The following is a 13290-nucleotide window of genomic DNA, read 5'->3' on the forward strand; positions in this document are numbered from 1 at the left end:
TTTTTAAATTTTAGTTTTTTGAATTAAAAATATATGTTTTCCCCTTTTTGTTTTTGGAATTTCTTTAACAAATTGTAATTCTATTTCAATTTTATCTTTTACTGAATCTTTTAGCTTTCCAATAAACTTATTTCTGTCAAAATCCATTGGGCTTTTACTAACTATTCTAATCAAAAGTTTTCCTAGTTGAACCTGTTCTAATTGAATTTCTTCTATTAAAGCAAATTCATCAAAATGTTGCCCAAAAATAAACGCAGTTAAAGATACTTTAGTATTATCATTTAAAAAAATATAATCTTGGACTCTGCCATAAATTTTAGTCAAACTTTTACCTTTAAACCCACATTGGCATTCACTGGTAGTGGAATATTCAGCTTCATCACCAGTATCATATCTAATTAAAGGCATTATAGAATTATCAAACCCTGTTGCAATTATTCTCCCCTTTTTTTCTGGTTCATCAATTACATTGTTCAGTGCGTCTACCAATTCTAAATATCCATAAAAAGGATATATATGAAACTCATCTGAAAACGGACAATTACCTGCATGTACCAAACGTTCTGAATGACCATACCAATGTGAGATTTTGCTATTAAAATACGTTTCAATCCTTTTTTTATCTTGAAGTATTAAACTCTCTGACCCTAAAAAAACACATTTGATATTTAATTTAAGATTCATAGAGCAATCATTAACATAATCCATAAATGAAATTAATGCTGATGGATAAGCATGAATAAAATGAGGTTCGAATTTATTGATAACTTTGATTACCTCGTGGATATTTGAAGAATTGATTAGGTAACATGATATAGCTAATCTGTTTTCGATAGCTTGAAATTCATAAAGTTTGTTACCAGCAAGAGATTCGCCTCTAATCATAAGGATTTTATTGCCTTCATTGAAACCAAATTGATTCCAGTACCAATCAAAATGTGCTTTCTCTTTAGGTCGAGAGACTCCTTTTTCTAAATAGAATTCAAACGGAGTACCACTTGTCCCACCGGTATTTGCCTTAATAAAATTAGAACTATCAGAATTCACAAAAGCATTAAAATCATTTCTAATTGTTTCCTTGGTTATAATTGGAAAGTCGCGTATTGATTTATATTTAATATTTTTGTAGTAAGGAATTTTTTTTTCTGCTAACTCCAATTGTTTTCTTAATAAATCATTAAAATTTTTGTAATCCGAATTAATTCTGCTTAAATAAGAAAAATAGAATTTACCATATTTTATTTGTTTTGGCAATAAGCTATATAATTTACCAATACCATTTTTAACTGGGTATGGTAGCTCTTTATAAAACTTTAGTAACTTATATAATTTATCCTCTAAGCTCACTTACTTTTATTTAATTAGCTTCTTAATATGACTAAATTTAATATATTTAAAATAATGAATAATCGTTTTAATTGGTGAGTCTTTAAATCTATGAACAAAAGATTTTACTTCTCTTATAAGTAGTTGTTCTCTTACCCTTTTCGAGTAACTACCCACTTGATTAATATTTTTATTGATTTTATTTAAATATTCCTCAACTTCAGTTTTATCTATCTCTTTTGGAATATGACTATTTTTGCAATACTTATAAATAAAAGATTCGAATTCTATTATGCTTTTTGAGTTGAACTTTAAATTAAGGCATATGGAATAATTTCTACTTTCACCTTGTAATATGCTATATCCAACTTCTTTTTCAGGTACATAAACAAAGCTTCCTAAACTATAAGCGATTAGACCATTGTTATAATTCTCAATACCTTGTATGATATGTGGATGATGGCCTATTACAGCAGTTGCTCCACAGTCTATAAACGCTCTAGCATTGGTAACATCTTTAGGGTCTGGCACATCTACTAACTCTGTTCCCCAATGTGGAAACACGATAACATGGTTGTGTGTTTGTTTTAAACGTTCTATTTCATCTATAATCTCATTAACCTGATAAGAATCAGGCCCTACCTTTTGATCCTGATTTCTATTCCAACGTCCTTGTTTTACAAAGGCTATTACAGCAAAGGAAACTCCCTTAATTGTGATTGTTAAAAGGTTAAAGTTTTTTTTTCCAAAACCAAAATGATCAATTTTTTTTTGATTTAGTACCGACATTACGTCCTTGCAACCAGCAGCACCATAATCCATACAATGGTTATTGGCTAAAGAAAATGCATCAAACTTATTTAACTGTAACTCTTTTAAAAAATTATAGCTTGTTCTATAATTGCCAGAAACATCAAAAAAATGTTTTTCTCGATTATTAGGAATGGTGAATTCGAAATTGCCAATATTGTAGTCGCTTTGTGGGAGATTCACTTCTTTAAATGGATCAATCCCCTTTTCTTCGAAAATTTTAAAAAGTGCTATGTCACCAACAAAGTTAATACTAACCATTTGCTATACTTTTTAAAACTGAAAGCATATTTTGCTCATATGCTTCCGTTGTATAATATTTATTAAACTTTTCTCTGGAATTTTTAGAAAATTCTTGAATCTTCTTTTCATCTAATAATAATTCCTTTAGTTTATTGTTTAACTGTTCTTGGTTTTTTCTTTCTACAACATATCCATTTTTACCATCATCAATTATTTCACTAATAGCTCCTTCATTAGTAGATATAACAGGCAAGCCATGTTTAAGTGCTTCTAATAAGACCAATGGGAAACAATCATTATATGTAGGAAAAACGAAAATTTTTGAATTTTCTAAAACTTCTTCTTTTTCATCATCATACTTAGGCCCCAAATAGGTTACTTCTTTATCTAAATTTAATTCGATAATTTTATCTTTTATATCTTGTTCAGATATTAACGTAGTCTCTCTACCTACAACATTAGCGGCAAAAGAGATATTGCTGTCTTTTAGATGTTTACAAGCTAATAAAAACATAATAACCCCTTTGTTTTCAGCTAGGTTAGAAAGAAACAAAAGTTTTTTTGTGTTACCATTACTCTTTTTTTTATTTAAGTGTTTCAACTTGTTAATACCGTTAGGAATTACAAATGACTTTACTTTATTATTAACCAGCACAATATCTTTTTTTAAAATTTCAGATAAATGAATTACATAAGTGTTTTTAAAAACCAATTTATAAATTGTTTTTGTAATTTTAGAATTCTTTGTTTTCTTATAAATTCCTTTTCCATGTAAATGATATACAATTTTAGTTTTAGATAATTTTAATAACATTACTATCAAAACATCTCTATAAAAAGAATTGCCTGTTGGTGTTAAGGTAAAATAAACCATATTTGGTTTAAATTTAATAAGTGCTCTAAAAATATTTTTATAAATTCTTAAAAACGATAAGACTTTCTTAAAAGAGAATTTTCCTATACGCTTAATTTCCTTGGTGTAATTTAGTGAGACCACTTTAGTATCAAACATTTTTACTATCTCAACACTACTTAAGGTGATTTCGTTCATCATTGAAACGCCATGTACTGGAGGTGGTAACTGGACCAGAAAAAGTATTTTAGTTTTTTTAGTACTATTCATTTATGGTTGTATTTTGCAAATGCTTTTTAATATCTAAAAATATGAACAGTTCAAAAAATACTATTACAGAAAAATATTCAAACCAATAGTCTAATAAAAAATAGGCAAAGATTAACAAAAAAATCACTCTCCCATATGATAAATGCTTATAATATTTTAATGGAATAGACAGGTAAATTAGAAACAATAGAATTCCTATCAGACCATACTCTCCAACAATTTTATTATAAAATGAGAATGGTTGGTTTGAAGTTCCGTCCTTATATGGAATAGATAGGATTTTAGAGTTCCAAAGTTGAAAGTGATTACCCTCAAAATCTGGAGAAAGGTATGTTAATTTTTGTGGAAACCATCCTACATATTCACCTCCTGTAATAAAGGAGGTTCTAGAAGAAAATTTTCCGCCACCCGAACCATAAATAAAATTTCTTGAGCTTGAAACCCAATGATCAAGGGTTTGATCAAAGGACACTAATTTTCTTGGAGGGTCAGTTTTACTACTAATTTTATCATTTAATATTTTTTGAACATATTTAACATTTTTAGGTGAAATTAAAATGAACAATAATAATATTAGTAAAAGCACCCCTAATACTTTAAGTTTTCTATTAATAGAGAGGTTAAAAAAAACATAGGCTAAAACTACCCCAGTAAATAGTAGTAGTCCGCTCATATAGAAAGTAAGTAAAGTGATAAAAATAGCCAGCACAAAATATTTATATTCCTTTCTATAGATAAAAAAAATAGAATAAAAAGACATTACCACCATGTTAACCGAAGAGTTTCTGAAAAGCCCTTTCACATTATCTCCAGCAGACATATTTGAAAATGGGAAAAATGTTTTCATTTCGATACACATAAAAACAACTTGAAGAACAACTAAAAAAAAGTTTACCTTAAAAAATATTTTTAATATCCGCTCTAATTTTATGTTATTGATGTCAAAAACACCCTTAACAACTATATTAGATGCCTGTAAGGCCAAAAACCACATAAAAGAAATTAGTAAGGTGTTTATAGCATAATTTAACCCATAATCCGTTCTCCACAAAAAAAGCAACTGTATTATAGATATAGTAGTTAATGAAATATAAAAAACCCATCTGTTTACAAACTTAATTTTTTTACTTATAAGTAAAAAATAAAGAGAAAAGCAAAATAGGGTGATTAGCTGAATTATTGTTGAAAATCCTGAAGCACAGATTAAAAACAAAAGAAAAAAAAATTCTTTTAAATTTATGCTTAATGGTATTTGAAACAATTTTTCTTTCATACTTTCTATAAAAATTGTTTTTTATGTCTTATCATAAAATATATACCATAAAGCACAAAGCATATGGTGTTTAATAGCAATGAAACCTGGGTCTCAAAATTAAAATAAATTAAAGCGAATATAATAAATAATAATCCCAACTCCATTAAAAACCATAATCGTTCATAAGTAAAAATATCTCCTTTCGAAAAAAAGAAAAATAATAAATTTAATATTGTTTCACCGAAAAGAATCGCCCCGATAATTCCATAGAAATAAAAACTTGTTTTTGATACTATCAATAAGAAAATAAGGGCTCCTATTAATGCATATAAATATGAATTAATATAACCTTTATCACGTTTAAGTAAAAGCATTCTTGGGCTTACACTAATAGAAATAGAAGAAATTAACATAGTAAATCCAATCATTGTAAACAAATGCTTTGAAGATATATAATCATCAGTAAACAAAAAAGTTATAATTTCATTAGGATAAAAAAATGTAATTGAGAAAAATATAAATCCTAAAACAAACCCCATTTTATCAATTAAAAATGCTTTTTTTTCATCCACTAAATCCTTATAAAAAGCTTGGAAAATTACCCTTTGAATTCCCTTTACCAAAACATAAATCTTAAGTACCACAAATGCATTTGCAATGATAGTTTCTTCATATAAAGGTTTAGCAAGGGTTAAAATACCCAATTTTAGTGTTGTTATAGCAATATCAGTAAACCCAATTTTTATCCTTTTTAAATAAGATTTAATAAATCCTAACCTCGGTTTTAGCAACATCAAAACGTTAAGAATCTTATTTGAAAAAAAACCAATAATTAACCACGAAACTATAGTTGCTATAATATAGATTTTAAAACTAAATACTCTAGTAAGTCCCAGAATTATTAAAACAACAGCGGGAATGCCCACTTTTATTAAAGATAAAAATGATGCCTGAACAGAAAAGCCTCTTCCGTATAATGCATAATCCACATTTAAAGCCAGGAAAGGTGCTAAAAAAAAAATGAAGTAATACGTGTCATTGGTAAACATATATAGAAATAACCCTAAGGACACTAAGAACAAACTCATTGAAAGTCTGTTCTTTTGAGTAAGTATTAATACCTTCCTCCAATTGTCTTTAATAGCAATATCTCTAGTAGCAACTTGCTGTAAACCAAAGGACATAATTGATAGCATTAATGCTATAGCTGATTCAATTTCTGCAATTTTTGAAACAAAAATTTTATCTGCATTCATTTTAACAATAAAAGAAACTCCATAAAAAGAAAGTAGATGAGCTAATCCAGTAAAAAGACCAATAACTAGAATTTTCTTAATCATAAGACTTACTTATTTACTCCACAAAAATCCAGTACCACTTTATCATCACCAATATTTAAACCTTTAAACTCATCATGCGCTACTAAAAAAGCAATAATATCGGCTTTCTCAACAGCTGTTTTATAATCTGTTAGTTTAAAGACTTTATGTGAGTTTATATTAGGTTCAACAATATAGTATTCTTCATTATTGGCGTTTTGCAATACTTTTTGAGCAATGTATTTGGCAGGTGATTCTCTTAAATCGTCAATATTTGGTTTAAACGCTAATCCCATTAAAGCAATACTTGGTTTGCGTCCATGCTTCAGTTCAAATTCCAACTTCGCTGTTTGTACTTTTTCGGCACACCAAAACGATTTGTAATTATTAATCTCTCTGGCTTTCCCAATAATTTGTGACTCCATTGGGTAATCAGATACTATAAAATAGGGGTCAACTGCTATGCAATGTCCTCCTACACCACAACCTGGTTGTAAAATATTGACTCTTGGATGCTTATTTGCTAGCGCGATAAGTTCCCATACGTTAATATCGGCTTTATCACATATTAAAGACAATTCATTTGCAAAAGCTATTTGCACATCTCTGGACGAATTTTCTACCAGCTTACACATCTCTGCAGTACGTGCATTGGTCTTGTGCAACTCGCCTTTTATAAACTGGCTATAAAAGGCTACTGCTGTCTCAGTTGATCGTTCATCTACACCTCCTATCACACGATCGTTATGTACCAGTTCGTACATCACATTGCCTGGAAGTACACGCTCAGGGCAATAAGCTATATGCAATTTTCCTGTTAACTCAGGTCTTTCTGCATACATTAATTCCATCATCTTTTCTGTAGTGCCCACAGGCGAGGTTGATTCTATGATATATAGATCGCCCTCCTTTAAAAGTGGCAATATGGCTCTTGTGGCAGATTCCACAAATGAAATATCTGGTTCATTTTTGGCCTTAAAAGGCGTTGGTACCACAATTAAATAGGTGCTTCCCTGTACTGGCTTGGTAGATGCTTTTAAGTATCCTTCTCTAACAGCATTTGCAACAGCGGTATCCAGATCGGGCTCTACAATGTGAATTTGTCCTTTATTTATGATTTCTACTACATTTGGATTAATATCTACACCATGTACATAGGTTTCGTTTTGAGCAATTAAAGCAGCAGTAGGTAATCCTATGTAGCCTAAACCTATCATTACAACTTCTGGGTTATTCATATATAAGAAATTATTCTTTGTTAAGTTAAGAATTATTAAAGACTCTTAATAAAATTTACGATACGCTCACACGCTTTTCCATCACCATACGGATTGTGAAGCTGGCTCATTTCTAAATATGCCTTCTCATTATTTAGAAGTCTATTTGCCTCGTCAACAATTTTTTGTTTATCTGTCCCAACTAGACGAACCGTTCCAGCGTCTACCGCTTCAGGTCGTTCTGTGGTGTCTCTCATCACTAACACTGGCTTTCCTAAACTGGGTGCTTCTTCTTGTACGCCTCCGCTATCGGTAATAATAATGTGTGATTTTTCCATTAACCATACAAATGATGGATATGATAAAGGTGATATCAACTTGATGTTTGTAATATCGCTTAAAAGTTCATATACTGGTTTTTGAACGTTAGGGTTTAAATGAACAGGATATACAATTTGGTATTCGGGATGTTGCAATGCAATTTCTTTGAGTGCTTTGCAAATATTTACGAATCCTTGTCCGTGATTTTCGCGTCTATGACCTGTGACCAATATGGTTCTTTTAGAAGCATCTAATAGTTCTGTTAATAGATCAATCTCTTTATCTTTAAAACCTGCTTCATTTACTTTATTTACACTGAACAACAGTGCATCTATCACCGTATTTCCTGTAACCAGAATATTTTTAGAGGGTTTATTTTCGGCTATTAAATTGTCCCTTGAGGTCACTGTTGGGGCAAAATGTATGTCAGACACCACTCCAGTGACTGTTCTGTTCATTTCTTCTGGAAAAGGTGACTGCATATTAAACGTACGTAAGCCTGCTTCAACATGACAAATTTTGGCACCAGAATAAAATCCTGCAATACTGGTTGCCATAGTCGTTGTGGTGTCACCATGCACAAAGACATACTCTGGGTTAAAAGTCTCCAGAACCAGTTTAAGACCTGTAATAATATCTGCTGTTAATCCATATAAGTTTTGATTAGGCTTCATTACGTCTAAATCAAAATCTGGGGCAATCTCAAAAAACGTTAAGACCTGATCTAACATTTCTCTATGCTGTGCAGTAATACAGACTTTTGTCTCGAAATGATCAGGGTATTTTTGAAGTTCTTTGACTAAAGGTGCCATTTTGATGGCTTCTGGTCGTGTACCAAATACAATGAGCATTCTTTTTTTTTCCATTCCAATAATTTTGGGGTTTAGATTTCTTTTGAAAAATCTTTTAGCTTGAACTCAAAAGCATTGAATTTTTAGGCCGCTTAGCAAAAGTAAGATATTTCTTTGCTTTAACAAGTCTTATTTTATTTTCTAAGCCATTCTCTTTTAAAATTTGTTTTGCAAAATCGAACCAAGTCATGGCTTTTCTGTCGCAAAAATGCTTGATGCCAAAGTCGCTTGATTGCTCATAAATAAGCTTATAAATATATTTAGATAAGTTAACTGTATTAGTGGGACAGCCTATTTGAGCGTCGGTAATATATAGTTCCTTTTCAGTCTTAATCTTATCTAAAATAGTTCTGTAAAAATTGTGTCCAAATTCTTTTGAGTACAACCAAGACGTTCTAATAATAAAATATTGTTTTAAAATTTCTTGAATGTATTGCTCACCTAACAATTTTGACTTTCCATATTCGTTAATAGGGTTAGGTAAATCGTTCTCTGTATAAGGTGATTCCTTTTCACCATCAAATACATAGTCTGTTGATATATGAATTAAAATGGTGTTTGTTTTATTACACGTTTCTGCTAAACTTTTTACAGCTTCAGCATTTACTTCATAAGCTATCTCTGGTGCTTTTTCGGCTTGTTCTACATTGGTATATGCAGCACAGTTTAAGCAATAATTAAACTTATTATTTGAAAAATAGTTTTGAACTTGTTGAGTATCTGTAATATCCAATTCTTTTTTTGTGACAAAAGTAAATTTGATATTGTCTTTATTATTCTTGTAAAGTTTTTCAAGCGTTTTTCCTAATTGCCCATTGGCGCCAGTAACTAAAACCTTTATACTCATTATAATAGACTTTCAAGCGTTGGAAGTTGTTTGTCTTTCTCGGATAATACTATCTTATCTAAAGGAAATTTCCAATCTATATCCAATGAAGCATCGTTAAATAACAGTCCCGACTCATGATTTTTACTATAATAATTATCACACTTATAATTAAATATTGTGTTGTCTTCTAACACTAAAAACCCATGTGCAAACCCTCTAGGAATAAATAATTGTTTATGATTAATGCTGTCTAAAATAATGGAAAAGTGTTTTCCAAATGTTTCAGAGTGAGGTCTAATATCCACACACACATCTAATACACTACCTTTAACCACACGTACTAACTTTGCTTGTACAGAGTCGCCAGTTTGGAAATGCAATCCTCTTAGAACTCCTCTGTTTGACACTGAATGGTTGTCTTGTACAAAATTTACGGTTTTACCAATAGTCTTATTAAAGTTTTCCTTGCTGTAGCTTTCAAAAAACAAACCACGTGTATCATGGTAAATGTTAGGAGTTAATATAAAACACCCTTTTAAATATGTTTCTTCTACATGCATATTACACTAATTGCTGAAGGTATTTACCATAACCACTTTTTAATAACGGTTGGGCTAGTTTAAGTAACTGCTCTTTAGTAATAAAACCTTTTTTAAAGGCTGTTTCTTCAATACACCCTATTTTTAAACCTTGACGTTCTTCAATCACCTGAACAAATTGTGAGGCTTGCATTAAAGAATTGAAAGTGCCTGTGTCTAACCAAGCGGTGCCTTTATCAAGAATTTCAACGCTGAGGGTTCCTTTTTCTAAGTATGCTTTGTTAACATCAGTAATTTCCAGTTCGCCTCGTTCACTTGGTTGAATGCTTTTTGCTATATCAACAACTGTATTATCGTAAAAATAGATGCCTGGAACTGCATAGTTAGATTTAGGCTGTTGTGGTTTTTCCTCGATGGAAATAGCTTTGTTGTTCTCGTCAAACTCAACCACACCATAACGCTGAGGGTCTTGCACATGATAAGCATAAATCACACCTCCATTAGGATTATTATTGGCTTGCAACAATTGAGATAATCCGGAGCCATAAAAAATATTATCACCTAAAATTAACGCTACTTTATCATTACCAATAAACGATTCGCCTATTAAAAAGGCTTCGGCCAAACCGTTAGGGTTTTCTTGCGTGGCATATTCAAAACAGCATCCATAATCACTACCGTTGCCAAGTAATTCTTGGAATTTTGATACATCGTTGGGGGTTGATATAATGAGAACTTCATTAATTCCAGCAGACATTAATGTGCTTAGAGGATAATAGATCATGGGTTTGTCATACACAGGCATGAGCTGTTTGCTCACTACTTTAGTAAGTGGATATAATCTAGTTCCTGAGCCTCCTGCAAGTATAATGCCTTTCATAATTATGGTTATACAGTTAAAAGATAAATAGTTATATGGTTAAAGAGTTATACGGTTAAAGGGTTATAAAGTTATATGGTTTAATGTAAGCTTTTTATGAGGTTAGATAACATTTTTCGTATGAAATAGATACGTTGGGTAATTGTGTCTGCTTCATTCAAATATTTTAACCTGTAGGCTATTTCCAATTGTGTTTCAACTTCTGAGAGAGAGCCTAAAGCAATATACAAAAACCGGATAAATTCTTTGTTTCCTCTGCGTCCTGCTCCTTCGGCTATATTGGAAGGAATTGAAACGGATGCTCTTCTTAACTGCGAGGTAAGACCATAGACTTCTTTTGATGGGAAACTTTCAGAAATTTCATAAATCACCACCACAAAATTCATAGCTTCTTGCCATACTTTTAAATCTTTATGTGATGTTATTTCATTCATTAACAAAAAATATAACTTCTTAACTGTATAACCTCCTAACCTTGAAACCGTTTAACCGTCTGAGTACTTATCTATATACCATTCAACCGTTTTTAAAATGCCTGTTTCAAAATTTTCTGAGGCTTTCCAGCCTAGTTCTTTCTCAATTTTTGAAGCATCAATGGCGTACCTGAAATCATGTCCTGGTCTGTCTTTTACAAAGGTAATTTGTTCTTTATAGGACGCCCTTTTTGGTAATACCTCATCTAATATATCACAAATGGTATGAGCAATATACAGATTGTTACGCTCATTATTACCGCCAATATTATAAACTTCTCCAGTTTTTCCTTTTTGAAATACCAGATCGATCCCCACACAATGGTCTAATACATACAACCAATCCCGAACATTCTGACCATCTCCATAAATAGGAATGTGTTCTCCTTTAAGTGCTTTTCTGATAATGGTTGGAATTAGTTTCTCATCATGTTGCTTTGGACCATAATTATTAGAACAATTCGTGGTGACCACATTTAATCCATAGGTATGGAAATAACTCCTCACGATAAAATCAGAAGAAGCTTTAGAGGCACTATATGGACTGTTAGGTGCGTAAGGTGTCTCCTCGGTAAACAAGCCAGTAGCGCCTAAAGTTCCGAACACCTCATCGGTTGAAATATGGTGAAAACGACAGTTTTCATATCCTCTTTTCATATCAAAAGGAGCGTTCATCCAATGATTTTTGGCAACATCTATTAAATTAAACGTACCAATAACATTGGTTTCTATAAAGGCATCAGGCTTATCGATGGAATTATCGACATGAGATTCTGCTGCAAAATGAATAACGCCTTTGAAGTTGTACTTTTTAAATAGTTTTTCAATTAAGTTTCTATCGCAAATATCGCCTTTTACAAAAGTGTAACACGCATTATGTTCCACCTCCTTTAAATTAGAAAGCTCACCAGCATAGGTAAGCTTATCCAGATTAACAATATGTATATGTTTGTGTTCTGCTAAAAAATACGGAATAAAATTAGAGCCAATAAACCCTGCGCCTCCTGTAACTAAAATGGTCATTTTATTGTACTTTATCTTTATAGCGTTCCAAGAATTTAAGGAATTCTAAGAGTAGCAATACTAAATATAATGCTAATACAATTTTAATTGTCAAAGAAATTGTCCAAGATGTTTCAAGTCCAAAAAGTTTTGAGGCATTGCTTATTGTTCCTTTATCATTCTGTATGGAAACCACTTCTAGTATTTCTGAAGCATTTTCTTTTTCTCTATTGATTTCTACTAGTTCTCTCCCTAGTTCAATATCGTTTTTATATAACTCAAATTCCTTAGTAACACTTTTATCATCTGCTCCTTCAAAAGTAATACTAGTTGTACCTCCTGCAACTTTTTCTGCTGATTTTTCCAACACTTCTCTATATACTTTTTGTAGGCTATCTGATTTTCTAAGTGATTCATTGATTATTTCTTCTCTTCTATTAAGCTCATTTAAGTCTTTTTTCTGTTCGTTCTTAAAAAACTCATTGGATGAAACATTGGTTACTATTTGTTTAAGTATTTTCTTAAAATTATTTTTCTCTTTTGAAAGCAATGTTATCTTTTGAAAACTATGTTCAAATTCATTAGAATTTGATATAAAGTCCTTAAACGTAACTGTTTGAGCTATTACAGAGTCTAGACCTTCGGTATATTCATTAAACAGTTCCATTTTTTGGTTTTCACTTAAAACAGATTCTAATTCAAACTCTTGAAGCATATTGGCTTCATGAGGCTCTATTTGTAATAATTGACTTATCGAAATAGAATCTTTTTCAGCAAGCAATGAATTATAATGCTCAATAGTATTATAAAGGTGTTGCCCTGTATTATAATTTTGTTTAACTACAATCGTAGACTTATAAACTGGAACTTCAGTTTTTTGCTTAACAATACCTAGAACCACACCAATAACTCCAGCAACAACTAATTTTAAAACATGTTTTTTAGTAAAAAATACTACCCATACAAATGCTAAAAAAAACGCATTAAAAATACTGCCTATAAATCTAAAAAAACGTTCAAAGGCATTGCCTATGAGTTTGAATAATTGCCCTAAATCTATCTCTTCGGATGGTTGTTGTTCTGGTAGATTTTTACTCATGTT

At 31.0% G+C, this 13290-nt stretch carries 13 protein-coding genes; all 13 read right to left on the minus strand.

Going from position 1 to position 13290, the window contains the following annotated elements; genetic code table 11:
* Nucleotides 1-3: 3 nt before the first annotated feature.
* Entirely contained in the window at nucleotides 4-1254 is a 1251-nt protein-coding gene (locus E5167_RS10685; RefSeq protein WP_136843898.1) for a phenylacetate--CoA ligase family protein, read from the minus strand.
* A gap of 99 nt (nucleotides 1255-1353) precedes the next feature.
* Nucleotides 1354-2397 carry a CapA family protein gene (locus E5167_RS10690; RefSeq protein WP_136843900.1) on the minus strand — a complete coding sequence of 348 codons (1044 nt, stop codon included), beginning with the start codon at nucleotides 2395-2397 and terminating at the stop codon, nucleotides 1354-1356.
* Entirely contained in the window at nucleotides 2390-3502 is a 1113-nt protein-coding gene (locus tag E5167_RS10695) for a glycosyltransferase family 4 protein (protein ID WP_136843902.1), read from the minus strand. The genes E5167_RS10690 and E5167_RS10695 overlap by 8 nt, the downstream gene beginning before the upstream one ends.
* The gene (locus tag E5167_RS10700; protein ID WP_136843904.1) at nucleotides 3495-4349 is read right to left on the minus strand and encodes a hypothetical protein; all 855 of its coding nucleotides are present in this window, start codon (nucleotides 4347-4349) and stop codon (nucleotides 3495-3497) included. Before E5167_RS10700 ends, E5167_RS10695 begins: the two co-directional genes overlap by 8 nt.
* 431 nt (nucleotides 4350-4780) lie before the next feature.
* Complete coding sequence (locus tag E5167_RS10705; RefSeq protein ID WP_136843905.1) at nucleotides 4781-6097, minus strand: hypothetical protein; 1317 nt, start codon at nucleotides 6095-6097, stop codon at nucleotides 4781-4783.
* 5 nt (nucleotides 6098-6102) lie between these two features.
* Nucleotides 6103-7314 (minus strand): UDP-N-acetyl-D-mannosamine dehydrogenase, encoded by a 1212-nt coding sequence (gene wecC / locus E5167_RS10710; protein WP_136843907.1) that lies wholly within the window; start codon nucleotides 7312-7314, stop codon nucleotides 6103-6105.
* Between the two features lie 35 nt (nucleotides 7315-7349).
* Nucleotides 7350-8480, minus strand: coding sequence for a non-hydrolyzing UDP-N-acetylglucosamine 2-epimerase (gene wecB / locus E5167_RS10715; protein WP_136843908.1), 1131 nt, complete (start codon nucleotides 8478-8480; stop codon nucleotides 7350-7352).
* A gap of 40 nt (nucleotides 8481-8520) precedes the next feature.
* The gene (rfbD, locus tag E5167_RS10720; RefSeq protein WP_136843910.1) at nucleotides 8521-9312 is read right to left on the minus strand and encodes a dTDP-4-dehydrorhamnose reductase; all 792 of its coding nucleotides are present in this window, start codon (nucleotides 9310-9312) and stop codon (nucleotides 8521-8523) included.
* Nucleotides 9312-9854, minus strand: coding sequence for a dTDP-4-dehydrorhamnose 3,5-epimerase (rfbC, locus tag E5167_RS10725; RefSeq protein WP_136843912.1), 543 nt, complete (start codon nucleotides 9852-9854; stop codon nucleotides 9312-9314). Before rfbC ends, rfbD begins: the two co-directional genes overlap by 1 nt.
* A 1-nt stretch (nucleotide 9855) precedes the next feature.
* Complete coding sequence (gene rfbA / locus E5167_RS10730) at nucleotides 9856-10713, minus strand: glucose-1-phosphate thymidylyltransferase RfbA (protein WP_136843913.1); 858 nt, start codon at nucleotides 10711-10713, stop codon at nucleotides 9856-9858.
* 80 nt (nucleotides 10714-10793) lie between these two features.
* Nucleotides 10794-11147: a four helix bundle protein gene (locus tag E5167_RS10735; RefSeq protein WP_136843915.1), complete on the minus strand. Its 354-nt coding sequence runs from the start codon at nucleotides 11145-11147 to the stop codon at nucleotides 10794-10796.
* A 51-nt stretch (nucleotides 11148-11198) separates the two neighbouring features.
* Nucleotides 11199-12209 carry a dTDP-glucose 4,6-dehydratase gene (gene rfbB / locus E5167_RS10740; protein WP_136843917.1) on the minus strand — a complete coding sequence of 337 codons (1011 nt, stop codon included), beginning with the start codon at nucleotides 12207-12209 and terminating at the stop codon, nucleotides 11199-11201.
* A gap of 1 nt (nucleotide 12210) precedes the next feature.
* On the minus strand, nucleotides 12211-13287 hold the full coding sequence (locus tag E5167_RS10745) for a hypothetical protein (protein ID WP_136843919.1): 1077 nt from the start codon (nucleotides 13285-13287) through the stop codon (nucleotides 12211-12213).
* Between the last annotated feature and the right edge of the window lie 3 nt (nucleotides 13288-13290).

It is taken from the genome of Pontimicrobium aquaticum (assembly GCF_005047595.1).
In the GTDB taxonomy this organism is placed as follows: domain Bacteria; phylum Bacteroidota; class Bacteroidia; order Flavobacteriales; family Flavobacteriaceae; genus Pontimicrobium; species Pontimicrobium aquaticum.